This is a genomic window from Labrys miyagiensis (assembly GCF_030160835.1).
Lineage (GTDB): Bacteria > Pseudomonadota > Alphaproteobacteria > Rhizobiales > Labraceae > Labrys > Labrys miyagiensis.
In genome coordinates this window covers 23,949-46,023 of record NZ_BSPC01000096.1, presented here as the reverse complement: position 1 = coordinate 46,023, position 22,075 = coordinate 23,949, and the positions used below count along the sequence as shown (strand labels likewise).

The 22,075-nt window shown below is 64.8% G+C and carries 22 protein-coding genes; 16 read left to right on the top strand and 6 right to left on the bottom strand.

What is annotated here, in order from left to right:
* Positions 1-14: 14 nt before the first annotated feature.
* The 6 genes from QQL24_RS35425 to QQL24_RS35400 all read right to left on the bottom strand — a co-directional run bounded on the left by QQL24_RS35425 (position 15) and on the right by QQL24_RS35400 (position 5,094).
* Positions 15-680 (bottom strand): methionine ABC transporter permease, encoded by a 666-nt coding sequence (locus QQL24_RS35425; protein WP_284317032.1) that lies wholly within the window; start codon positions 678-680, stop codon positions 15-17.
* Positions 670-1,773 carry a methionine ABC transporter ATP-binding protein gene (locus QQL24_RS35420; RefSeq protein ID WP_284317031.1) on the bottom strand — a complete coding sequence of 368 codons (1,104 nt, stop codon included), beginning with the start codon at positions 1,771-1,773 and terminating at the stop codon, positions 670-672. The genes QQL24_RS35425 and QQL24_RS35420 overlap by 11 nt, the downstream gene beginning before the upstream one ends.
* Entirely contained in the window at positions 1,770-2,015 is a 246-nt protein-coding gene (locus QQL24_RS35415; protein WP_284317030.1) for a hypothetical protein, read from the bottom strand. Before QQL24_RS35415 ends, QQL24_RS35420 begins: the two co-directional genes overlap by 4 nt.
* Positions 2,016-2,521: 506 nt before the next feature.
* Positions 2,522-3,328, bottom strand: a complete 807-nt coding sequence (locus QQL24_RS35410) for an ATP-binding cassette domain-containing protein (RefSeq protein ID WP_284317029.1) — start codon at positions 3,326-3,328, stop codon at positions 2,522-2,524.
* Entirely contained in the window at positions 3,325-4,125 is an 801-nt protein-coding gene (gene ssuC, locus QQL24_RS35405; RefSeq protein ID WP_284317028.1) for an aliphatic sulfonate ABC transporter permease SsuC, read from the bottom strand. Before ssuC ends, QQL24_RS35410 begins: the two co-directional genes overlap by 4 nt.
* Positions 4,126-4,137: 12 nt before the next feature.
* Positions 4,138-5,094, bottom strand: a complete 957-nt coding sequence (locus tag QQL24_RS35400) for a sulfonate ABC transporter substrate-binding protein (RefSeq protein WP_284317027.1) — start codon at positions 5,092-5,094, stop codon at positions 4,138-4,140.
* A 266-nt stretch (positions 5,095-5,360) separates the two neighbouring features.
* On the opposite strand from QQL24_RS35400, the gene QQL24_RS35395 reads away from it, so the two are divergent.
* The 16 genes from QQL24_RS35395 to QQL24_RS35320 all read left to right on the top strand — a co-directional run bounded on the left by QQL24_RS35395 (position 5,361) and on the right by QQL24_RS35320 (position 22,074).
* Positions 5,361-6,434 (top strand): isopenicillin N synthase family dioxygenase, encoded by a 1,074-nt coding sequence (locus tag QQL24_RS35395; protein WP_284317026.1) that lies wholly within the window; start codon positions 5,361-5,363, stop codon positions 6,432-6,434.
* A gap of 23 nt (positions 6,435-6,457) precedes the next feature.
* Complete coding sequence (locus QQL24_RS35390) at positions 6,458-7,777, top strand: O-acetylhomoserine aminocarboxypropyltransferase/cysteine synthase family protein (protein ID WP_284317025.1); 1,320 nt, start codon at positions 6,458-6,460, stop codon at positions 7,775-7,777.
* A gap of 252 nt (positions 7,778-8,029) precedes the next feature.
* Positions 8,030-9,049 (top strand): ABC transporter substrate-binding protein, encoded by a 1,020-nt coding sequence (locus tag QQL24_RS35385; RefSeq protein WP_284317024.1) that lies wholly within the window; start codon positions 8,030-8,032, stop codon positions 9,047-9,049.
* Between the two features lie 10 nt (positions 9,050-9,059).
* On the top strand, positions 9,060-10,061 hold the full coding sequence (locus QQL24_RS35380; RefSeq protein ID WP_284317023.1) for an ABC transporter permease: 1,002 nt from the start codon (positions 9,060-9,062) through the stop codon (positions 10,059-10,061).
* On the top strand, positions 10,061-10,828 hold the full coding sequence (locus QQL24_RS35375; protein WP_284317022.1) for an ABC transporter ATP-binding protein: 768 nt from the start codon (positions 10,061-10,063) through the stop codon (positions 10,826-10,828). Before QQL24_RS35380 ends, QQL24_RS35375 begins: the two co-directional genes overlap by 1 nt.
* Positions 10,829-10,844: 16 nt before the next feature.
* Positions 10,845-11,123, top strand: coding sequence for a hypothetical protein (locus QQL24_RS35370; RefSeq protein WP_284317021.1), 279 nt, complete (start codon positions 10,845-10,847; stop codon positions 11,121-11,123).
* 143 nt (positions 11,124-11,266) lie between these two features.
* Complete coding sequence (osmF, locus tag QQL24_RS35365; protein ID WP_431310813.1) at positions 11,267-12,208, top strand: glycine betaine ABC transporter substrate-binding protein OsmF; 942 nt, start codon at positions 11,267-11,269, stop codon at positions 12,206-12,208.
* A gap of 59 nt (positions 12,209-12,267) precedes the next feature.
* The gene (locus QQL24_RS35360; RefSeq protein WP_284317020.1) at positions 12,268-13,428 is read left to right on the top strand and encodes an ABC transporter permease; all 1,161 of its coding nucleotides are present in this window, start codon (positions 12,268-12,270) and stop codon (positions 13,426-13,428) included.
* A complete protein-coding gene (locus QQL24_RS35355) occupies positions 13,425-14,381 on the top strand; it encodes an ABC transporter ATP-binding protein (RefSeq protein ID WP_284317019.1) in 957 nt (318 codons plus the stop codon). The genes QQL24_RS35360 and QQL24_RS35355 overlap by 4 nt, the downstream gene beginning before the upstream one ends.
* Positions 14,378-15,127, top strand: coding sequence for an ABC transporter permease (locus tag QQL24_RS35350; RefSeq protein WP_284317018.1), 750 nt, complete (start codon positions 14,378-14,380; stop codon positions 15,125-15,127). Before QQL24_RS35355 ends, QQL24_RS35350 begins: the two co-directional genes overlap by 4 nt.
* A 124-nt stretch (positions 15,128-15,251) precedes the next feature.
* Entirely contained in the window at positions 15,252-16,091 is an 840-nt protein-coding gene (gene cysE, locus QQL24_RS35345; protein WP_284317017.1) for a serine O-acetyltransferase, read from the top strand.
* A gap of 247 nt (positions 16,092-16,338) precedes the next feature.
* Positions 16,339-17,370 (top strand): amino acid ABC transporter substrate-binding protein, encoded by a 1,032-nt coding sequence (locus QQL24_RS35340; protein WP_284317016.1) that lies wholly within the window; start codon positions 16,339-16,341, stop codon positions 17,368-17,370.
* Between the two features lie 57 nt (positions 17,371-17,427).
* Positions 17,428-18,615, top strand: coding sequence for an amino acid ABC transporter permease (locus QQL24_RS35335; protein ID WP_284317015.1), 1,188 nt, complete (start codon positions 17,428-17,430; stop codon positions 18,613-18,615).
* Positions 18,612-19,712: an amino acid ABC transporter permease gene (locus QQL24_RS35330; RefSeq protein WP_284317014.1), complete on the top strand. Its 1,101-nt coding sequence runs from the start codon at positions 18,612-18,614 to the stop codon at positions 19,710-19,712. Before QQL24_RS35335 ends, QQL24_RS35330 begins: the two co-directional genes overlap by 4 nt.
* A gap of 192 nt (positions 19,713-19,904) precedes the next feature.
* On the top strand, positions 19,905-20,486 hold the full coding sequence (locus QQL24_RS35325; protein WP_284317013.1) for a TetR/AcrR family transcriptional regulator: 582 nt from the start codon (positions 19,905-19,907) through the stop codon (positions 20,484-20,486).
* Positions 20,487-20,583: 97 nt separating this feature from the next.
* On the top strand, positions 20,584-22,074 hold the full coding sequence (locus QQL24_RS35320) for an MFS transporter (protein ID WP_284317012.1): 1,491 nt from the start codon (positions 20,584-20,586) through the stop codon (positions 22,072-22,074).
* Position 22,075: the final 1 nt, after the last annotated feature.

Here is a 22,075-nt window from a genome sequence, read left to right as displayed (position 1 = left end):
TGCTAGGTTGAAGGTCAGTCGTGTCGAAGGCGTTTATTGAGCCTTCTGGCGATGCGGTCTCCCGCGGACTGGACCCCCTGGACGAGAAGGATGAGGATGGCGACCACCGTGGCCATCACGTCGGGCATGAAGCGCTGGTAGCCGTAGCGCACGCCGACATCGCCAAGCCCGCCGCCGCCCACCACCCCGACCATGGCCGAGTAGCCGATCAGGCTGACGGTCGAGAGGGTAAGGCCGAGCACGATGGCCGGCAGAGCCTCGGCGAGCAGCACCTTGCGAATGATCTGGAAGGGTGTGGCGCCGAAGGCCCGCGCCGCCTCGATCAGGCCGGGATCGACCTCGCGGATGGCGCTCTCGACGATGCGCGCGATGAAGGGCGCCACCGCCAGCGTCAAAGGCACGATCGCCGCCGCCGTGCCGATGGAGGTGCCGACCAACAGTCGCGTCAGCGGGATGATCGCCACCACCAGGATGATGAAGGGCGTCGAACGCGCCGCATTGACGATGGCGCCGAGCACGCCGTTGGCGGCGGGGAGCGCCAGCAACTCGCCGCGCTTGCTCATGGCGAGGAAGATACCGACCGGTAGGCCGATCAGCGCACCGAAGAGAATGGCGATGGCGACCATCACCACGGTGTCGCGGGTGGCCTGCGCGATCACCCAGAGGATGTCAGGCGACATAGCCGATCACCTCGCCCTTGAGCTGCAGCGCCGCCAGCGCCGAGATGGTGGCGAGGCGCGTCACCTCCTCGCCGGGCACCGAGACCAGCAGCGCCCCGAACGGCTCGCCGCCGATGGAATCGATGCGCCCCGCCAGGATGTTGACGTCGATGCCGAGAATGCTGGTCAGGCGGCTGATCACCGGCGCGGTCGCATGCGAGCCGGTGAAGGTGATGCGCAGCACCGCCTGGTGACCGGGCGCGGGCTCCGGCCGCAGCCGCCGGGCGAGATCGGCCGGCAGTTCCACGCCGGTAACGTTGCGCACGAAATTCGAGGTGGTGGGATGGCGAGGCTTCGTCAGCACGTCGAAGGCACGGCCGGTCTCGATCAGCTTGCCGGCTTCTAACACCGCGACCCGGTGGCAGATCTCCTTGATCACCGGAATCTCGTGGGTGATCAGGATGATCGTGACATCCAAGTGCCGGTTGATATCGGCGAGCAAGGCCAGGATCTGGCCGGTGGTCTCGGGATCGAGGGCCGAGGTCACCTCGTCGCCGAGCAGGATCTTCGGATTGGTCGCGAGAGCACGGGCGATGCCGACGCGCTGCTTCTGACCGCCGGAGAGCTCGGAGGGATAGCGATTGCGCTTGTCTGCAAGGCCGACGAGATCGAGCAGCGGCTCGACCCGCGCCTTGATCTCCGCGGCCCGCACGCCCGCGACCTCCAGCGGCAGCGCGACATTGTCGAACACGGTGCGGGAGGAGAGCAGGTTGAAGTGCTGGAAGATCATGCCGATGGAGCGGCGCACCGGGCGCAGCTCGCGTTCGCTGAGGGCATCGATCTCGACGCCATCGACGATGATGCGGCCATTGCTGGGTCGCTCCAGCCCGTTGATCAGGCGGATCAGCGTCGACTTGCCGGCGCCGCTGCGCCCGATCACGCCGAAGATCTCGCCGCGCGGAATCTCCAGGCTGAGATCGTCGAGGGCATAGACGGCAGCATTGCCCCTACGGGCGGCGAAGGAGCGCGAGACACGCTCGAAACGCACGATCGGCTCGGCCGTCACAGGCCCTCCCAGCTGGCCCAGGCTTTCCAGTCTCACTGGCGCGTTCACGCGACCAACTCCTCGAGGAGGGCATGCAGCCGCCGCGCCACTTGACCGGAGATGAAACGCTCGGCGTCGCGCGGGCCGGAGAACGTCATGCCGTTGTAGCGGTTGAAGCGTCGGCTGGCGGCGTGGAAGGCGAAGCGCCGCGCCTCAGCCTGGCGTACGACAATGCCGACGGCCGCGCCGGAGATTTCGATGATGTAGGATTCGGAACGGAATTGGGATTCGGATTGGGACGAAAGAGACATGAGTTCAGCCGCCACAAACGTGGCGCTCCACAAGACGAAGAGGAAACGGGTTCAGGAGAGATCAGCAGCAACAGCCGCTACACATCTCGCCTTGCATTCTCTCTGGAGATCTCTTTGCCTTGGTCACACCGATCGCGATCATGGGTCATATCCTGTCTGGGAGCCCACGACATCAGCCGTGGCGCTTTAGCGTTTGATGACGCGGCGCAAGCTGCTCGCTCAAATGCCCGCGACCGACTCGCTAGCGAGCCGATGGATTGAAAATATATAGTCTATAAAATTAGTCAACTGTTTGAATCGAGGAATCTGAAAGGCTTGGCTCAAAATCGCGAAAGAGCCGACGGTCGGGCGAGAGAAGTCGGGTTGAGAAAAGGACGAGGGCACTTCGACGGCGCGTTCTATCCTTAACCGTCTTATCTCGCTCAGCCGAATAACTTGCGTCTATTCTTCTCAGGCCGAGATGTATGAATTCGACAGCCGCAAAGCGGAGAAGGCGCGGTCGCCCCTCACACATAAGCCAAAATGCGACTCGCAATCTTCGACGCCGCCCTCTCGTCGCCCTCCCGCCGAGGGCGCGGCAGGTCGATGGGCAGGTCCAGCGCTACCGCCCCGTCGCGCAGCACGATCACGCGATCAGCGAGCGCCACGGCCTCGGCGACATCGTGCGTGATCAGGATCGCGGTGAAGCCGTGCTCGCGCCAGATGCGGGAGAGGAGGCCATGCATCTCAAGGCGCGTCATGGCATCGAGGGCGCCGAAGGGTTCGTCCAGCAGCAGGATCTCCGGCCGGCTCACCAAAGCGCGTGCCAGGGCAACACGCTGCTTCTGGCCGCCCGAGAGCACGCTCGGCCAATCCCCGGCCCGGTCGCCGAGGCCGACCTCGTCGAGCGCCGCTTGGGCCAGGCTGCGCCAGTTCGGCCCGCGGGCGATGCCGACATTGCCGATCACGCGCTGCCAGGGCAACAGGCGGGCGTCCTGGAACATCAGCCGCGCCTTGGCATGGGCGTCGCGGCCCACTTTGCCCCCGATGGCGACCTCGCCGGCGGTCGGCTGTTCGAGCCCGGCCACCAGTCGCAGCAGGGTCGACTTGCCGCCACCCGAACGCCCGACCACGGCGATGAATTCGCCCGGCGCGATAGAGAGGCTGAGCCGGTCCAGCACGAGGCGATGGTCGAACGCCTTCGAAGCGGCGTCGAGATCGATAGCAAGGCCGCGGGGCCGCGTCGGCTCCCTTTCCTCCCGCAGTGGCAGGGCATGGCGTGCCAGCTCCGGCTCGAAATAGGCGTCTTCGACGATATGCATGGCGTTGCTCATGCCAGAACCTCCCGGCGCGGCTGCACATAGGAGGGATGCCATTGCAGCGCGGCCTGCTCGAAGAATTTCACCACGATGTCCGAGAGCTTGCCGAGCACGGCATAGATGATCACGCCGAGCAGGATCACATCCGTCTGCAGGAATTCGCGGGCATTCATCGTCATGTAGCCGATGCCGGAGGAAGCCGAGATGGTCTCGGCCACGATCAGGGTCAGCCACATGATGCCGAGGCCGTAGCGCAGTCCCACGAAGATGGAGGGCAGCGCCCCCGGCAGGATCACGCGCCAGAAGCGCGCCAGCGGGCCGAGGCCATAGACCCGCGCCATTTCGAGAAGCTGGGGGTCGATGGTACGGATGCCGTGATAGGTGTTGATGTAGACGGGAAAAAGCACGCCCAGCGCCACCAGGAAGATCTTGGCGCTTTCGCCAATGCCGAACCACAGGATCACCAGCGGGATGATGGCCAGATGCGGCACGTTGCGCAGCATCTGCAGGGTGGAGTCGAGCGCCAGCTCGGCCGGGCGCCAGACGCCATTGATCACGCCGAGGGCGAAGCCGAGAAGGCCGCCGATGGCGAGACCTTGCAGGGCTCGCCCGCTGCTGACGGCGACATTGTGGAGGAGCGTGCCGTCCTGCAGAGTCTGCCAGAAGGCGAGCGCCACCGCGCTCGGCGCCGAGAGCACGCGCGCCTGCAGCCAGCCAACATCCGCCGCGATCTCCCAGCCCGCCAGGATCAGCACCGGCAGCGCCCAGGGAATCAGGCGTTGCGAGATGCGGCCGAGACCGTGCTGCGCCATCACCCCCTCCCCCTACAGCGCCGCGCCGGGGCGCAGTGCATCGGCAATCTTGATGGGCTTGGGGATCAGGCCGAGCTTGTGGAAGGTGTCGGCAATCTGCTGTTGGGCGGCGACGGTCTCGGCCGTGATCGGCTGCACGTTCCAGGCCTGGCGACCTAGCGCCAGCTTCAGCACAGGCGCGGGAATGCCGACGGCGGGCGCGAGCTCATTGGCGGCTTGCTCGACATTGTCCTTGGCCCAGACGTCGATCTCGTTGATGGCAGCGAGGATGGCATCCACGGCAGCCGGATTGGCTTCGGTGAAACCCTTCTCGCCGAGATAGAACTGGCGGTTGGAGACGATGCCCTCGCCATTGGTGAGCTGGCGCGCCTCGATCGCCACCTCGGCTGCCGCCTGGAACGGATCCCAGATCGCCCAGGCGTCGATATCGCCATGCTCGAAGGCGGCACGGGCATCGGACGGCGGCAGGAAGACGGGCTCGACATCGGCATAGGCGAGGCCCGCCTTCTCCAGCGCCTTCACCAGCAAATAGTGGACGTTGGAGCCCTTGTTGAGGCCGACCTTCTTGCCCTTCAGCTCGCCGACGGATTTGAGCGGGCTGTCCTTGGGAACCAGGATCGCCTCGCTCAGCGGCGCGGCCGGCTCATTGCCAACATAGACGAGGGGAGCGCCGGCGGCTTGGGCGAAGATCGGCGGCGCCTCGCCGGTGATGCCGAAATCGAGCGCGCCGACATTGAGGGCTTCGAGGAGCTGCGGACCTCCGGGGAACTCGGTCCAGGTCACGCTAAAGCCGAGCGGCTCCAGCTTCTTCTCCAGATTGCCGCGCGCCTTGAGCAGAAGGAAGGTGCCGTATTTTTGATAGCCCACCCGCACCACCTTGGTGTCGGCGCGAGCCGGGCCGAGCGTGACGGCCATCGGCAAGGCGGAGGCGGCGGCGAGGAAGAAACGTCGGGTCCAAAGCGAGGTCATAGGCTGATCCTTGAGGGCAATTTGCCTCATGATCCTATTAGTTGATAGATTTAGTCAACATTTAATGCGCCATTCCAGGATTTGCTCCTGACATGCGGTGCGAAGGGCTTCTCCGATCGAATCCGAATTCGCTCCTATCTCGTTGCCCTGGCGCGCATTTTTTCAAAGCCCGAAGGTTAAATCCATATAGTCTATAAAATCAGTTGACTTATAAGAGTCGCCATGCTCGATTTTGAGGCCTCGCTTCAGCCGGACGATGGAATGCCATGACGACCCAAGCCACAACCCGCCAAGCCGCGACGCTCCCTCCGGAGACCCTGCCGATTCTCGACTTCCGTCGCTTCGACCAGGGTGATGCTGCGCGCATCACCTTCCTGAAGGATCTGCGCGAGGCGGCACGCGGGCCGGGCTTCTTCTACCTCACCGGCCACGGCATCCCGCAGACGCTGATCGACGAAGTGCTGCGCCTGTCCCGCCGCTTCTTCGATCTGCCGGAGGAAGACAAGCTTGCCATCGAGATGGTGAAGTCGCCCCATTTCCGCGGCTACAACCGCGCCGGCTTCGAGCACACTCGCGGCAAGCCGGACTGGCGCGAGCAGGTCGATATCGGCGCGGAGAAGCGCGCCCGCCCCGTCGATCCCTCGGCGCCGGCCTGGACACGCCTGCAGGGTCCGAACCAGTGGCCGGCGGCGCTGCCGGAGCTGCAGCTCACCATCCTGCGCTATCAGCAGGAGATCACCCAGCTCGGCATCCGCGTCCTCCAGGCTTTCGCTCAGGCCCTCGGGCAGAAGGCCGAGATCTTCGAGCCGATCTACACCCCGGAGCCGAACCAGCTCCTCAAGATCGTGCGCTATCCCGGCCGCGAAAAGAGCGAGGGCGATCAGGGCGTCGGCGCACACAAGGATTCGGGCTTCCTCACCTTGTTGCTGCAGGATGTGCAGGGCGGCCTGCAGGTCGAGGGCGAGCGCGGCTGGATCGACGCCCCGCCCATTCCCGGCACCTTCGTGGTCAATATCGGCGAAATCCTCGAACTCGCGTCCAATGGCTATCTGCGCGCCAATGTCCACCGCGTCGTCTCACCGCCGGTGGGCACCGACCGGCTCTCGGTGCCCTTCTTCCTCGGCGCCCATCTTGCCGCCGAGGTGCCGCTGCTCAAGCTCTCGCCCGACCTTGCCGCTGGCGCGCGCGGCCTGACGCAGGATCCGCTCAATCCGCTCTTCCGCGAGGTCGGCCGCAACTACCTCAAGAGCCGCCTGCGCTCCCACCCCGACGTGGCGCGCCGCCACCATCCCGATCTCGTCGACGTGTCCAAGCCGGCCTCGCCCGCTTCCGCCTACTGATCCTTCTTGCCTGGAGCTCTCCCATGACCACCGATTCACGGCATTTCGAGACCCTCGCCCTCCACGGCGGCACCTACCGCGCCGACCCTGCCACCGGCGCCGTGGCGGTGCCGATCTACCAGACCACCTCCTACCAGTTCCAGGATACCGGCCACGCTGCGCGCCTCTTCGCGCTCGAAGAGCTCGGCAACATCTATACCCGCGTGCAGAACCCAACCACGGACGCGCTGGAGCAGCGCATCGCCGCCATCGAGGGCGGCGTCGCGGCCCTCGCGGTCGCGTCTGGCCAGACGGCTTCGGCCTATTCGATCCTCAACCTCACCCAGCCCGGCGACAACATCGTCTCTTCCACCGATCTCTATGGCGGCACCTGGACGCTCTTCGCCAACACGCTCAAGCAGTTCGGCGTCGAGGTCCGTTTCGTCGACCCGGCCGATCCCGAGAATTTCCGCCGCGCCAGCGACGACAAGACCCGCGCCTATTACGCCGAGACCCTGCCGAACCCCAAGCTGCATGTGCTGCCGATCCGTGAGATCGCCGACATCGGGCGCTCACTCGGCATTCCCCTCATCGTCGACAACACGGCGGCGCCACTGATCGCTCGCCCGCTGGAACATGGCGCCGCCGTGGTGGTCTATTCCGCCACCAAATATATCGGCGGCCACGGCACCTCGATCGGTGGCCTCATCGTCGATGGCGGCAACTTCCCCTGGGAGGAGCATGCCGAACGCTTCCCCCTGCTGACGCAGCCGGACGAGGCCTATCACGGCGCCATCTGGACCGAGGCGGCCAAGCCGCTCGGACCGATTGCCTATATCCTTCGGGTGCGCGTGAAGCTGCTGCGCGATGTCGGCGCGGCGCTGTCGCCCTTCAATGCCTTCCAGCTCCTGCAGGGCCTCGAAACCCTGCCGCTGCGCCTGCGCCAGCACAACGAGAATGCCATCAAGGTGGCGGAGGTGCTTTCCAAGCACCCCTCCGTCAGCCATGTCATCTTCCCCGGCCTGCAGTCGGACGAGAACCGCCGCCGGGCAGAGACCTATCTCAAGGGTGGCTATGGCGGCCTGGTCGGCTTCGAGCTCAAGGGCGGCATCGAGGCCGGCAAGCGCTTCATCGACGCGCTGAAGCTGCTCTACCATGTCGCCAATATCGGCGATGCCCGCTCCCTCGCCATCCATCCGGCCTCGACGACGCATCAGCAGCTCAGTGCTGAGGAGCAGCTCGCGACCGGCGTCACGCCCGGCTATGTGCGCCTCTCGATCGGCATCGAGCATCCCGACGACATCATCGCGGATATCACGCAGGCGCTGGCGGCGGCGGAGGACGAGTTGAGGGAGGCCGCATAGGGCGCGACGAGCCTCCCCCACGAAGCTGGGGGAGGTGGCCCGACGAAGTCGGGTCGGAGGGGGTGTGGGCGGAGTAAGGCTCGACGGCATTGCAGGGCCTCAACTCATGCGGCACCCCACTCCGCCCACACCCCACCCCCGGCGCGCACAATTTGTGTGCGCGACCTCCACAGCTTCGTGGGGAGGGCCCGCGTCTTACTCCACCCTGTATGTGTTTGTCGCCAAAGCCGTTTTCCTCCCGGAACCCACGCCATGTCCCAGCCATCATCTCCCAATCGCCGCAAGATCCTCCAGCTCGCCGGCGCCACCGGCGCCCTCGCCTCGCTCGGTGCCGTGAGCGGCCGTATCTTCTCCCCCGCCCTCGCCGCTCCCGCCCCCAAGATCCGGCTGGCCTGGACGGAAGTCGCCGCCTGCCACTCTCCCCTCGGCTTCGGCGTCGCCAAGGGCATCTATGCCAAGCACAATCTCGACGTGGAGCTGTTTTACCAGGGCGCCAGCGGCCAGACCCTGATCCAGGCGCTGGCCACCAACAAGGCGGATGCCGGCGCCGGCCTGATCGGCGACTGGCTGAAGCCCTTGGAACAAGGCTTCGACGTCAAGCTCTTCGTTGGCTCGCATGGCGGCTGCCAGCGCCTGCTCGCCTCCAAGGCCTCGGGCATCACCGATCTTGCCGGCGTGAAGGGCAAGACCATCGCGACCTATGGCATCGGCGCCCCGCCGCAGGTGGCGTTCCAGGTGACGCTCGCCAAATCCGGCATCGACCCGGAAGCCGACGTGACCTGGAAGGCGGTGCCCTTTGAGCTGGTAGGCGATGTGGTCAACCGGGGCGAGGCCGATCTTGCCGCCCATCTCGATCCCTGGGCCTGGTCGATCGAGAAGAAGTACAATTTCACCAAGATCGCCGACACCCAGACCGGCGTCTTCGAGAACCACACCTGCTGCGTACTCGGCGCCAACGGCCCCTTCCTCCAGGCCAACAAGGACGCGCTGCGGCGCCTCGCCGAAGCGAATATCGAGGTGCATGAATACACCGCCAACCACCCCGACGAGGTGGCACAGTGGTATTACGACAACCTCAAGCCCGCCGGCCTCAGCAAGGAGGACCTCACCGAGATTCTCGGCAAGCTCGTCTACCACAACCATCCGATCGGCCAGGCGCTGGTCGACCAGATCCGTATCACCTCCGAAGATCTGAAGCTGGTCAAGGTTCTCGATCCCTCCACCGATCCGAAGGAATTCGCCGAACGGATCACGGTCAACCTGCTCGCCTGAGACCGGAACGATGAGCGATACCATTCGTGCCCTGGAGGCCAGTTCGCCCTCTTCGGCCCTGCAGGGTCTCTGGGGTCATGTGTGGAAGCACGGGCTGCTCGCGGCCCTCGCCTGGGCCGCGACCGCCGTCATCACGGTCGGCCTGCCCGACGTGGTGCCCTGGGGCAGCGCCGGCCTCTTCGCCGCCATCACCGGTGCCGGGGCCGTGCTGTTCCTGATCCTGTCCCTCAGCGTGCACCGGCTTGGCCGTTTCAGCCAGACGCTGCTGCATTACGGCCCCTGGTTCCTGGCGATCGGCATCTGGCTGGCGCTGTGGGAGCTGACCACGGCGAAAACCGGCTGGCTGCCCAAACCCTTCTTTTCGCCGCCGCACGGCTTGCTGAACGTCTATGTCGTCGAAAGCCAGCGCCTGCTGATCTGCATCGCCTATACGCTGCGCCTGTGGTCGCTCGGCTTCCTGTCGGGCATCGTGGTGGGCTATGCCGGCGGCATCGCGCTCGGCTGGTCGAAGCGCGTGAGCTATTGGGGCATGCCGCTCCTGAAGCTCATCGGGCCGGTGCCGGCGACGGCGTGGATCCCCTGCACCTTCTACTTCTTCCCCACCACCTTCGATGCCAGCGTGTTCATCGTGGCGCTCGCCTCCGGCATTCCCGTGGCCATCCTCACGGCCTCGGGCGTGGCCTCGGTCAACCGGGCCTATTACGATGTCAGTCGCATCTTCGGCGCCAGCAACTGGTACCTCATCCGCAAGGTCGCCATCCCCGCTTCTCTCCCGCACGTCTTCGTGGGCCTGTTCATGGGGCTCTATTATTCCTTCGCGGTGCTGGTGGTGGCGGAGATGCTCGGCGCCAAATATGGCCTGGGCTGGTACATCCAGTTCCAGACCGCCTATTCCGGCTATGCCAATGTCTATGCGACGCTGCTGATCATGGCGCTGATCTGCGCCGGTATCGTCAAGCTGCTCTTCGTGGTGCGGGACCGTCTCCTCAACTGGCAGAAGGGCTTCATCTGATGGCCGCCACCGCCCGCAATATCGGTGTCGACATCCAGGATGTCAGCCACCACTTCGATCTCTCAGGCAGCCAACTCCCGGTGCTCGACAGCATCGACCTCAAGGTCGAGCCCGGCGAGTTCGTCGCCCTGCTCGGCCCCTCGGGCTGCGGCAAGTCCACCTTGCTGCGCCTGATCGCCGGCCTTGAGGCGCCTGCCACAGGTACGATCCTGGCCGATGGCGAGGCGATCACCAGGCCCGACCCGTCGCGCATCCTGGTGTTCCAGGACCCGACCTTGTTTCCCTGGCTGACCGTGTGGAAGAATGTCGCCTCGAGCCTGGAGGCGCGCGGCGTGCTGCAGCGCCAGCGCCACCGTGTCGGCCAGGCCTTGTCGCTGGTCGATCTCGATGCCTTTGCCGACGCCTATCCGCACCAGCTCTCGGGCGGCATGGCGCAGCGCGCCTCTCTGGCGCGGGCGCTGGTGAACGATCCCGCCCTCCTTCTGCTCGACGAGCCGCTGGGCAAGCTCGATTCCCTCACGCGGCTGACCCTGCAGGACGAGCTGGTTTCGCTCTGGCAGCGTACGGGCTTCACGGCCCTGCTCGTCACCCATGATGTCGAGGAAGCCCTCCTGCTGGCCTCGCGCATCGTCGTCTTTTCGGACCGTCCAGCCCGCATCAAGGCGGAATTCACCGTCGACAAATCCTATCCCCGCCATCGCGACGACAGCGATCTCATCCATCTGCGCCGTGAGATCCTCACCGCGCTCGGCCTGACGATTTCCTGATATGCAAACGCTCCCCATGGCCACCCGCTTCCTCGTCGCATCGGGCGCGCTTATCGTCCTGTTCTCAGTGGGCTGGTGGTGGGTCACCTACCGGGACGTGATCGGCTATGATTACATGTCCCTCCCCGACGCGGGAGTTTGTCTTGTCAGCAACACCGACATTTGCCAGCTTGCACGCTCGCTGTGCAGCAGCGCCCATCCCCTCGCGATCATTGCCTATTGGTCGGCGAGTATCTGGATTGGCGTCGCGGCCTTGTGCGGAAGCCTGGTAACGGGCACGGCACGGAACGCCTGATTTGAAACAGACGATAAGTAATTTGCAGTTGAATCAATGAGATAAATACGTTTCCCGATCTTCAGAATCTGATTCAACTGCTTCCGGGTTGACGTTTCCGCTCTGGGTCGCGGCGTTGCCTCAATAATAAAAGGAGTACCCATATGGCACTTTCCCGCACACCCCGACCCCTGGCCTCCAGGGTCGCCTCTCTCGGAGCTGCCCTGGCCATGCTGGCGACGGCAGGCGCCGCGCAGGCCGCCGACGTCACCGTCGCCTCCAAGATCGATACCGAAGGCAATTTGCTCGGCAACATCATCGTGCAGGTGCTGGAATCGCACGGTCTCAGCGTCAACAACCGCGTCGGTCTCGGCACCACGCCGATCGTGCGCAAGGCGCTGGTGGCCGGCGATATCGACCTTTATCCCGAATATACCGGCAATGCCGCCTTCTTTTTCAACAAGGCCGACGACAGCCTCTGGAAGGACGCCGCCAAGGGATATGCCGAAGCCAAGAAGCTCGACTACGACGCCAACAAGCTGGTCTGGCTCGACCCGGCGCCCGCCAACAACACCTGGGCCATCGCCATCCGCAAGGATGTGGCCGAGCCGAACAAGCTGAAGTCGCTCGATGATTTCGGCAAGTTCGTCACGGGCGGCGGCAAGGTGAAGCTGATCGCCTCGGCGGAGTTCGTGAACAGCGCCGGCGCCCTGCCCGCCTTCCAGACCACCTACAGCTTCAAGCTCTCGTCGGACCAGCTCGTGGTGCTCTCTGGCGGCGATACCGCCTCGACCATCAAGGCCGCCGCCGAGCAGACCGATGGTGTCAACACCGCCATGGTCTATGGCACGGATGGCGGCATCGAGGCGGGTGATCTCGTCGTGCTCGATGACGACAAGTCGGTGCAGCCCGTCTATGCGCCGGCGCCGGTGATCCGCGAAGCCGTCCTCAAGGCCCATCCGGAGATTGCCGACTGGCTGAAGCCAGTCTTCGGCAGCCTGGACCTCACCACGTTGCAGTCGCTCAACGGCCGCATCCAGGTCGATGGCGAAGCTGCCAAGGATGTTGCCGCGGACTACCTGAAGAAGAAGGGCTTCGTGAAGTGATGCTGAGCGCCGGGAAGGCAAGGCTGGACACAGGTGCTTTCCCGGCGTCCTCTGCGACAATGAAAGCATTCTCCATCAGGGGCATCGACAAGCTCGGCGTGGTGATGGCGATCGTCACCCTGGCCGGTCTGTGGCTGCCCTTCGCCAATTTCCGGCCAAGCCGCATCGGCCAGGCCCGCGGCGTGCCCTTCCTCGACGCGCTGCCTGCCGGCATCGGCTGGGCGGCGCTCGCCCTCTTCGTGATCGCGCTTGCCTTGATCGTCGGGCGGACGGCACCACGTCTGCGCCTGGCAGCCGCGGTTGCCGCCCTTGTCCTGCTCGGCCTGCTCGTGGGCCTCACACCGGACACGCTGATTCCCGCCGGCAATGCCCGCCCGCGTGTGGGCCCGGCCGCCGGCTTCTGGCTGCTGACCTTTTCCTTCGCCATCATTCTCACCGACGCCCTGGTGAAGCTCTCGCTGCGGCCGGCGCAGAGGGTCATCGCCCTCCTTATCGCCTTGGCCGTCTTTGCGGCCTTCCTGCTCTCGGGGCATTGGAACGGGCTGTCGATCATGAAGGAATATGCCACCAACGGCTCCGACTTCCCGGCCAATGCCATCCGCCATATCGTGCTCGCGCTGGCATCCCTTGCCGGCGCCCTGATCGTCGGGCTGCCGCTCGGCATCCTCTGCCAGCGTTCGCCGGGGCTGCGCGGCATTATCCTGCCGGCCCTGAACATGATCCAGACCATCCCGTCACTGGCCCTGTTCGGCCTGATGATCGCGCCGCTCACCTTCCTGTCGAAAGCCTATCCCTTTCTCGGCGAGCTTGGCATTCATGGCACCGGTCCCTCACCGGCAATGATCGCGCTGTTCCTCTACGCCTTGCTGCCGGTCGTCTCGAATACGGCGATCGGCCTCGATTCCGTTCCGGCCACTGTCGTGGATGCGGCGCGTGGCATGGGCATGACGGCCCGGCAACGCCTGTTGCAGGTCGAGCTGCCGCTGGCCTTCCCCGTCATTCTCACCGGTGTGCGCATCGTGCTGGTGCAGAATATCGGCCTTGCCACCATCGCGGCCTGGATCGGCGGCGGCGGCTTCGGCGTCTATGTCCAGAACGGCATGGGGGCGACCGCGATCGACCTGGTGCTGCTCGGCGCCATTCCCACCATCGCGCTCGCCTTTTCGGCAGCCATCATTCTCGACGCCATCGTCGACACACTCAAAGGACGGCACGCATGATCGAAGTCAAGGAGGTCAGCCGCCGCTTCGGTTCCCAGCTTGCGGTCGACAATGTCTCTCTCACCATCGAGCATGGCACCATCACCGTGCTGGTCGGTACCTCGGGGAGCGGCAAGTCCACGCTGCTGCGCATCATCAACCGGCTGATCGATCCGACATCCGGCACCGTGCTGATCGACGGCCGCGATACCGCCGCCATATCCGGCGAAGAGCTGCGCCGCGGCATCGGCTATGCCATTCAGGGCCACGGCCTGTTTCCGCATTGGACGGTGGCGCGCAACATTGCCACCGTGCCGCAACTGCTCGGCTGGGACCAGGCGCGTATCGCCAGGCGGGTCGACGAACTCCTCAAGCTCTTCGACCTCGATCCCAGCCTTTATGCCGAGAAGCTGCCGCACCAGCTCTCCGGCGGCCAGCAGCAGCGCGTGGGTGTTGCCCGGGCTCTGGCGGCCGAGCCCGCCGTGCTGCTGATGGATGAGCCCTTCGGGGCGCTCGACCCGATCATCCGCGCCAAGGCGCAGGAGGACCTGCTCGCCTTGCAGCGCCGCCTTGGCATTACAGTGGTGCTGGTCACCCACGACATGGAAGAGGCGCTGCTGCTCGGCAGTCGCATCGCGGTGATGGATGGCGGCAAGCTGTTGCAATATGCGACGCCCACCGAGATCCTCACCCATCCTGCGCCGGGCTTCGTCGAGCGGCTGATCGGTGGTCCCGACCGCTCGCTGCGCCTGCTATCGCTGATCAAGGTGGCGAAGGCCATGCAGCCCGGCGAGGCCGAGGGCAAGCCCGTCGCCGAAGATGCCAGCCTGCGCGATGCCCTTTCCGAATTGCTTTGGGCCGGCCGGCAGGCCCTGCCTGTCACCGGTGCGGACGGCCAGCCCCGCGGCCGGATCACCCTGCCCGCCATTCTCGGCCTCGCCGGCAAGGATACCCATGCGGAGGCGCCGGCATGAAATGGCTCGGCTATACGGCCAGGGCGGTAGCCATCGTCCTCCTCGTCCTTCTTCTCGTGGAGACGGACCTCTTCGCCCCGATCCTCGCCCCCCTCAACGACAATGGCGCACCGGCGATCTACCACCAGGGCAGCCTGCTGTTCCTGGCGCTCAACCATCTCGGTCTCGTAGCCCTTTCGACCTTTGTCGGAGGGGCCCTGGCGCTGATCGCCGGCATTTTCGTCACCCGCCCGGCCGGCGCGGAGTTCCTGCCACTGTCGCGCGCCATCGTGAATATCGGCCAGACCTTCCCGCCCATCGCGGTGCTTGCCATCGCCGTTCCCTCGCTCGGCTTCGGGGCCGAGCCGACGTTGCTGGCGCTCACGCTCTATGGCCTGCTGCCGATCTTCGAAAACACCATGGCGGGGCTTAAAAACGTGCCGCCCACCGCCCTTGACGCGGCGCGCGGCATGGGCATGACCGGCTCGCAGCGCCTGTTCCAGGTGGAATTGCCGCTGGCGCTGCCGGTGATCTTGACCGGCATCCGCCTCTCCTTCGTCATCAATCTCGGCACGGCGACCATCGGTTCGACGGTGGGCGCCAAGAGCCTGGGCGAAGTGATCATGGCCGGCATCACCACCACCAACACCGCCTACATATTGCAGGGCGGCATCATCGTCGCCCTGCTCGCCGTACTGATCTATGATGGCCTCGGCAGTCTCGAGCGCTATCTGGCGAAGCGGACCGGCATGGCAGCGGCGCGCTAGAGCAAAATGCATTCAGGCAGGAGCGGACTTCCAGATGAACTCATTGGCACCTAATGCATTTTTCGATTCTTGGTGATTCGATCTGAAGGCAAAATCCGCTAATTTCGTAATGGAGGTTTCGACGATGAATACCTCGATCGGACGCAAGATCGCGCGCTGCCAGCGGGCCCCCGGCCAAGTTGCCGACCTGATCTGGGACCGGCTTGTCGACGAGGCTCATGAGGCCATCGCAGCGGAGCCGCAATTCGCCACGCTCCTCTATACCGCCGTGCTCGACCACGCCTCCTTCGAGGAAGCGCTGATCTATCGCCTGGCCCATCGCGTCGAGCATCCGGACATGCCGGCTTCCGCGCTGCTGCATGCTTTCCGCGAAGCGCTGGCTGCCGACGCCGGCATCGGTCCTGCCATTCGCGCCGACATCCAGGCGGTGCTGGAACGCGACCCGGCCTGCACGCGCTATCTGGAGCCGCTGCTTTACTTCAAGGGCTTCCACGCCCTCGGGCTGCACCGGTTGGCGCATTGGCTGTGGAGCGAGGGGCGGCGCGATTTTGCGCTTTATCTGCAGGGACGCGTGTCGGAGATGCTGCAGGTCGACATGCATCCGGCTGTCCGCATCGGGCGCGGGCTGTTCTTCGATCATGCCACCGGCATCGTGGTCGGCGAGACGGCGGTGATCGAGGACAATGTCTCGATCCTGCAATCGGTCACGCTGGGTGGCAGTGGCATCGACGCCATCGAACGTCATCCCAAGGTGCGCAAGGGCGTGCTGATCGGTTCTGGCTCCAAGCTGATCGGCAATATCGAGATCGGCGAAGGTGCCTGGGTTGGCGCGGGTTCGGTGGTGATCAATTCCGTGCCGTCGCACCGCACCGTCGCCGGCGTTCCCGCCCGCATCGTCGGCTTCGCCGGCAGCGCCGAGCCGGGCCGGACCATGAACCAGATTTTCTTCGACGTCGGCCTGTGAGAAGGCCTGTAAATTTTCCATATTAGTCCATAAAAATTATAGACAATGTAATTTGGAATATTCTACAACCAGACCGTGCTGATTGGATACAATTCCCAGACTGCACATGGTGTAGCGAAACGGAAGGTCTTGCTTTCCGGGCTTTGTCGCTCGATCATGTCAAACGGGGCTGAATATCCTTCCGTATAAGAGACGAGCAGGGACGTTGGCGCTGGAGCCGCCCCAAAGAGGAAGAGAAAGGAATTTCATGCTCAGGTCGTGGAAACAAACCGCCGGCATCGCGATTGCTGCGCTGGCTGCAGGCTTCATCGCCGCTGCGCCGGCCCATGCCGGTCCCACGCTCGACAAGATCAAGGAGCGTGGCGTCATCAAGGTCGGCGTCGGCAGCCAGCCCGGCTTCTTCGCGCCTGACAGCAACGGCAAGTGGCAGGGCTTCTTTGTCGATTTCGGTCGAGCTCTGGCGATCACCGTCTTCAACGACCCCGACAAGGTCGAATTCACCAATTCCTCGCCCCAGCAGCGCCTGCCGGCCCTCCAGTCCGGCCAGTTCGACATACTGCTCTCGGCGGTGACGCAAACCATCACGCGCTCCTTCAAGCTCAACTTCCATTTCGGCCCGGTGGTCTTCTATGACGGCCAGGGCATCCTGGTGAAAAAGTCACTCGGCGTGAGCAAGGCCGCTGATCTCGACGGCGCCACCATCGGCGTGCAGAGCGGCACTACCGGCGAACAGAACATCGCCGACTTCTTCAAGAAGACTGGCAAGACCTACAAGTCCGTGGTGATCGAGGACACCAACACCTTCACGCAGGCCCTGCTCTCCGGCCGTGTCGACGCGCTGACGCAGGATTCTTCCGACCTCGGCCTGCGCCGCGCCGCTCTGCCCGCTCCGGATGACTATGTGCTGCTGCCCGAGCGCCTCTCGAAGGAGCCGCTGGCTCCTGCCGTGCTCGGCGGTGACGACCGCTGGCTCGAGATCGTCAACTGGACTGTCTATGCCACGATCCAGGCCGAGGAATGGGGCATCACCAGCCAGAATGTCGACAGCTTCCTCACCAGTGACGACCCGGCCATCAAGCGCTTCCTCGGCGTCGATACCTCGCTGGGTGAAGCCACGGGCCTCGATCCGAAATTCGCCTACAACATCATCAAGAAGGTCGGCAATTACGGCGAGATCTTCGAGCGCAATCTGGGCAAGAGCACCAAGATCGGCTTCGATCGCGGCCTCAACAATCTCTGGACCAAGGGCGGCCTGATCTACTCGCCCCCGTTCCGTTGATGCTTTTTGGGAGGCGGCCTTGGGCTGCCTCCCCCTCCTTGTTCGCAGACAGGCAATATGGCTGACATCGTAGGTATCGGAGGCCCTGCCCGACCGGGCACTGCCGACAAGTTGCGCATCTGGTGGGGAGACAGGCCCTATAGCCAGGCCATTCTGATTGCGGCGCTGTTCGTCATCGCGGCCTATTTCGGCAGCAACATCCTGCACAGCATGGCCGCACGCGGCATGGAGCCGAACTTCGACTATCTGTGGGAGCGCACCGGCTTCGACATCGACGAGACCCTGATCCCCTTCACCTCGGACGACACATTCGGGCGGGCGATCCTGGTTGGCCTGCTCAACACCGTGAAGCTCGCCTTCTTCGGCTGCATCTTCGCCACCATCCTCGGTGTGACGCTTGGCGTCATCCGGCTCTCCGGCAACCTGCTGCTGTCGCGGCTCGTCCAGTCCTATGTCGAACTGATCCGCAACACGCCGCTGACCCTGCAGCTCTTCTTCTGGATCGCACTGACACAGGCCCTGCCCCAGCCGCGCCAGGCGCTGCAGCCCCTGCCCGCCACCTTCCTGTCGATCCGCGGCATCTTCCTGCCGTGGTTCACCGTCGAGACTGGCAGCCTCTGGCCGCTCATCATCGCGCTGGTGCTGCTGGCCTTCGCCGCCCACTTCGTGCTGGCCCGGCGCCAGCGCCCGCTGTCCCCCGGCGCCTTTCTCGCCTTGCTCGCCGCCTTCCCCGTCGTTGCCGTCGTCTGGATTCTGCTTGCCGGCATCTCCTTCACTCCCGATCTGCCGGCCCTGCAGGGCTTCAACATCCGCGGAGGCCTGAGCATGTCGCGTGAATTCGCGGCCATGCTGCTTGGGCTCACGCTTTACTACGCCGCCTCCATCTCCGAGAGCGTGCGCAGCGGCATCGAGTCGGTCGGCATCGGCCAATGGGAGGCCGGGCGGGCCATCGGCCTGTCGCGGGGGCGCATCATGCGCCTGGTCGTCTTCCCACAGTCGATGCGGGTGATCACGCCGCTGATGACCTCGAGCTTCCTCGACCTCACCAAGGACACCAGCCTTGGCCCGCTGATCGGCTTCTTCGAGGTGACGCAAGTCATCAAGGTCAGCGCCAACAAGGACGGCAATGCCGTGGCGACGATCATCGTGCTCGTCATCGTCTTCCTGGCGGTGAGCCTGCCGGTCTCCTATTTGATCAATCTCTACAACCGGCGTCTCGCCAAGCGCGGGATCATCGCGAAATGAGCGACCTTGCCATCCCACGCGCCCGTCCATCGGGCTGGAACGATCGCTGGCGCATCTGGCGCGCCGGCCTGTTCTCCTCACCCCTCAACACCATCGTCACGCTCCTGGTGGTTGCCACCGCGCTCTGGATCCTCAAGGGTCTGTTCTTCTGGGCCCTGGTGGATGCAACCTGGAGCGGCACGGCGGATGACTGCGCCAAGAGCAGCGGTGCCTGCTGGGCCTTCGTGCGCGCGAATTCCAAGCTGATGGTGTTCGGCACCTATCCGATCGATCTGCTCTGGCGCCCGATCCTCAGCCTCGTGCTGATGTTCGGCCTGATGATCGCCTCGATGGTGCCGCGCCTGTGGAGCAAATGGCTGGTGGTCGCCTGGATCGCCACGCCCCTCGCCGTCATCCTGCTGCTGGGCGGCTTCTTCACGGCCAGGCCCGTCTCGACCAATGACTGGGGCGGACTGCCGCTCACCTTGCTGATCTGGACCATCGCCTATGCGGCCGCCTTCGCCATCGCCATCCCGCTGGCGCTGGCGCGGCGCTCCAACATGGGGGGCATCCGCCTCGTCAGCACCGGCTTCATCGAGATCATCCGCGGCCTGCCGATGGTGGTGATCCTGCTGGTCTCCAGCCAGATCGTGCCGATGATGCTGCCGGCCTTCGACGTGAACCTGTTCTTCAGCGTCGAGGTGGCGCTCACCATCTTCATCGCCTGCTATCTCGCCGAGGTGATCCGCGCCGGCATCCAGTCCCTGCCGGCGGGCCAGACCGAAGCGGCGCGGGCGCTCGGCCTCTCCTATTGGCAGACGACGGGCCTCGTGGTGCTGCCGCAAGCCCTGCGCGCCATCATCCCGCCGCTGGTCAATCTCGGCATCGGCGTGTTCCTGTCGACGCCGCTGATCGCCTTCATCGGCATGATCGACTTCCTCAGCGCCGTGAAGATCGCCGCCAGCAATGAGCAGGTCTGGCCGGGACGCTACACCGAGGCCTATGTCTTCGCGGCGATCGTCTATTTCGCCATCTGCTTCGCCGCCTCGCGCTACAGCCTCTGGCTCGAAGGGCGGCTGAAGGCCTCGGAGAGGCAGCAGGCGGAAAAGAAGAGGTAACCTGGGAGCGCGTTCCTGGGTGCGCGGACGTCTCGTCCGCTCTTGAAACGAGGACCTGCGCGAGAGAGGCCGCAGACGGGTCCTGACCTGCCTATAGGTTTCCCCCTTCCTACAAGCGTATCGTTTCAAGAGCGGACAAGATGTCCGCGCTCCCAGGCTTGACAAACCAATACGTCCGTCCATATTGGCATTATGGCTAGAGCATCCAACCGCGAAAAGATTCTCCACGAAGGCTTGCGTGTCGTGCATGCGCACGGCTTCGCCGGCGCCAGCGTGCGCGACATCGTGCAGGCAGCAGGCGTGCCGCAGGGCTCCTTCACCAATCATTTCGCCTCGAAGGAGGCTTTCGGCCTCGAAGTCATCGACCTCTATTTCGCCAACAGTTGCGAGAGCATGCGGCAGACGCTGCTCAACGACGATCTGCCACCGCTGCAGCGCCTCGGCGACCATATCGACGCCAGCAGGAACCGCCTGATGCGCAACAACATGCGCACCGGCTGCCTGTTCGGCAATTTCACGGCCGAAGCCTCGGGCGACAATGAGGCGATTCGAGCCAAGCTGCTGGATATCTTCGCCGAGACGCAGCGCGCCTATGCCTATTGTCTGCGCGCCGCCGTGAAAGCCGGCGAACTCAGAGAAGATTTCGACTGCGAGGAAACCGCCGCCTTCATCGTCGCTTCGGTGCAGGGGGCGAACCTGATGGCCAAGGCGCAGCGAGACCCCGCGCCGGTCGAGCGTTTCAAGAAATTCCTGTTCACCACCATCCTGCGTTGAGCCATCCCTTCAACAGGACGACACAGACTTTTGCCATAAGGCAATATGGACGACCGTATTGTCTACCCGATTTTCAGAACGAATGAGGTTTCCCCCAATGCCCGATACGGCTGCCACCCTTGCTCCTGCTCCGCGGCGGGAGGCCGAGGGCCTCGATCCGAACCGATGGTCGGCCCTGGCGATCCTGCTCACCGGGGCCTTTCTTGCTCCCCTCGATTTCTTCATCGTCAACGTCGCCATGCCCTCGATCACCAAGGGGCTCGGCAGCACCGCCGCCGATGTCCAGCTGGTGATCTCCGGCTATGCCGTGGTCTACGCGGTCTTCCTGATCACGGGCGGGCGCCTCGGCGATATCTTCGGCCGCAAGTCGATCTTCATGATCGGCCTCGCCGGCTTTGCCTTTGCCTCGGCCCTGTGCGGCCTTGCCTGGTCGCCCTCGGTGCTGATCGGCGCACGCATGCTGCAGGCGCTTGCCGCTGCCGCGATGGCGCCGCAGGCCCTCGCTTCCGTCCACGCCCTCTTCCCCTCCCAGGAGCGGGGCCGGGCGCTCAGCATTTATGGCGTGGTGCTCGGCCTTTCCTCCATCGTCGGGCAGTTGCTTGGTGGTGCGTTGGTGGGCGCCGACGTCGACGGCTTTGGCTGGCGCCTGATCTTCCTGATCAACCTGCCGATCTCCCTCGTCGCCTTCATCGCCGCCATCCCGTTGCTGCGCGAGACGCGCAGCGAGCACCGCCCCCGCCTCGACCTCGGTGGCGTCGTGCTGTCCAGCCTCGCCCTCTCCAGCCTGGTGCTGCCGCTCGTCGAGGGGCGCGAGCGCGGCTGGCCGGCCTGGTCGATCGTCATGCTGGCGATGACGCCCGTCTTCGCCGAGCTTTTCCGCCGCTACGAGGTCCGTCTCGCCAGGGCCGGCGGCGATCCGCTGATCGACATGGAGGTCTTCCGCCTGCCGGGGCTCCTGCGCGGCATTGGCGCCATCCTGACGCTCTATGCCATGGCGACCTTCTTCCTCGTCTATTCGATCTATCTGCAGTCGGCGCTCGGCTATAGCGCCCTGCAGGCGGGCCTCGCCATCCTGCCCTTCTCGGCAGGCTTCCTGACCGGCTCGACCTTCAGCCCGACCATCGGGCGTTGGGCGGGCGGCAGCGCGCCCTCCCTCGGCTACGGCCTCTCGGCCTTCGGCACCATCGCCACTTCTGCCGTCATACTGGCCTTCCCAGCGGGGGTGATGCCGCCTCTCGCGCTGATGGCGCCGGCGCTGGCCCTTATCGGCCTCGGCATGGGCATGACCATGCCGACCATGATGCGCGCCATCGTCGAGCGCGTCGGGCCGCGCCATGCGGGCCTGGTCGGCGGCATGGTGAACTCCACCCTGCAGGTCAGCGCCGCCATCAGCGTCGCCGTGCTGGGTGGACTTTTCTATACGATCCTCGGCAGCCGCACGGATGCTGCCGGTATCGGCCATGCGTTCGCCCTGACCCTGCTCGCCATTGCTGCCTGCCATATCGCCGGCGCCGGTCTTGCCGCCGGCCTCGGCCAGCGCCGGGCCCGCAAGACCTGCTCAAAAGACATCGCTATCGTCGCAGAATAGG

Excerpts from the sequence above, each read along its gene's own strand:
- QQL24_RS35425 (WP_284317032.1), bottom strand. The coding sequence starts at position 680 with ATGTCGCCTGACATCCTCTGGGTGATCGCGCAGGCCACCCGCGACACC.
- QQL24_RS35415 (WP_284317030.1), bottom strand. The coding sequence starts at position 2,015 with ATGTCTCTTTCGTCCCAATCCGAATCCCAATTCCGTTCCGAATCCTAC.
- QQL24_RS35410 (WP_284317029.1), bottom strand. The coding sequence starts at position 3,328 with ATGAGCAACGCCATGCATATCGTCGAAGACGCCTATTTCGAGCCGGAG.
- ssuC (WP_284317028.1), bottom strand. The coding sequence starts at position 4,125 with ATGGCGCAGCACGGTCTCGGCCGCATCTCGCAACGCCTGATTCCCTGG.
- QQL24_RS35400 (WP_284317027.1), bottom strand. The coding sequence starts at position 5,094 with ATGACCTCGCTTTGGACCCGACGTTTCTTCCTCGCCGCCGCCTCCGCC.
- QQL24_RS35395 (WP_284317026.1), top strand. The coding sequence starts at position 5,361 with ATGACGACCCAAGCCACAACCCGCCAAGCCGCGACGCTCCCTCCGGAG.
- QQL24_RS35390 (WP_284317025.1), top strand. The coding sequence starts at position 6,458 with ATGACCACCGATTCACGGCATTTCGAGACCCTCGCCCTCCACGGCGGC.
- QQL24_RS35385 (WP_284317024.1), top strand. The coding sequence starts at position 8,030 with ATGTCCCAGCCATCATCTCCCAATCGCCGCAAGATCCTCCAGCTCGCC.
- QQL24_RS35380 (WP_284317023.1), top strand. The coding sequence starts at position 9,060 with ATGAGCGATACCATTCGTGCCCTGGAGGCCAGTTCGCCCTCTTCGGCC.
- QQL24_RS35375 (WP_284317022.1), top strand. The coding sequence starts at position 10,061 with ATGGCCGCCACCGCCCGCAATATCGGTGTCGACATCCAGGATGTCAGC.
- QQL24_RS35370 (WP_284317021.1), top strand. The coding sequence starts at position 10,845 with ATGGCCACCCGCTTCCTCGTCGCATCGGGCGCGCTTATCGTCCTGTTC.
- osmF (WP_431310813.1), top strand. The coding sequence starts at position 11,267 with ATGGCACTTTCCCGCACACCCCGACCCCTGGCCTCCAGGGTCGCCTCT.
- QQL24_RS35360 (WP_284317020.1), top strand. The coding sequence starts at position 12,268 with ATGAAAGCATTCTCCATCAGGGGCATCGACAAGCTCGGCGTGGTGATG.
- QQL24_RS35355 (WP_284317019.1), top strand. The coding sequence starts at position 13,425 with ATGATCGAAGTCAAGGAGGTCAGCCGCCGCTTCGGTTCCCAGCTTGCG.
- QQL24_RS35350 (WP_284317018.1), top strand. The coding sequence starts at position 14,378 with ATGAAATGGCTCGGCTATACGGCCAGGGCGGTAGCCATCGTCCTCCTC.
- cysE (WP_284317017.1), top strand. The coding sequence starts at position 15,252 with ATGAATACCTCGATCGGACGCAAGATCGCGCGCTGCCAGCGGGCCCCC.
- QQL24_RS35340 (WP_284317016.1), top strand. The coding sequence starts at position 16,339 with ATGCTCAGGTCGTGGAAACAAACCGCCGGCATCGCGATTGCTGCGCTG.
- QQL24_RS35335 (WP_284317015.1), top strand. The coding sequence starts at position 17,428 with ATGGCTGACATCGTAGGTATCGGAGGCCCTGCCCGACCGGGCACTGCC.
- QQL24_RS35330 (WP_284317014.1), top strand. The coding sequence starts at position 18,612 with ATGAGCGACCTTGCCATCCCACGCGCCCGTCCATCGGGCTGGAACGAT.
- QQL24_RS35325 (WP_284317013.1), top strand. The coding sequence starts at position 19,905 with ATGGCTAGAGCATCCAACCGCGAAAAGATTCTCCACGAAGGCTTGCGT.
- QQL24_RS35320 (WP_284317012.1), top strand. The coding sequence starts at position 20,584 with ATGCCCGATACGGCTGCCACCCTTGCTCCTGCTCCGCGGCGGGAGGCC.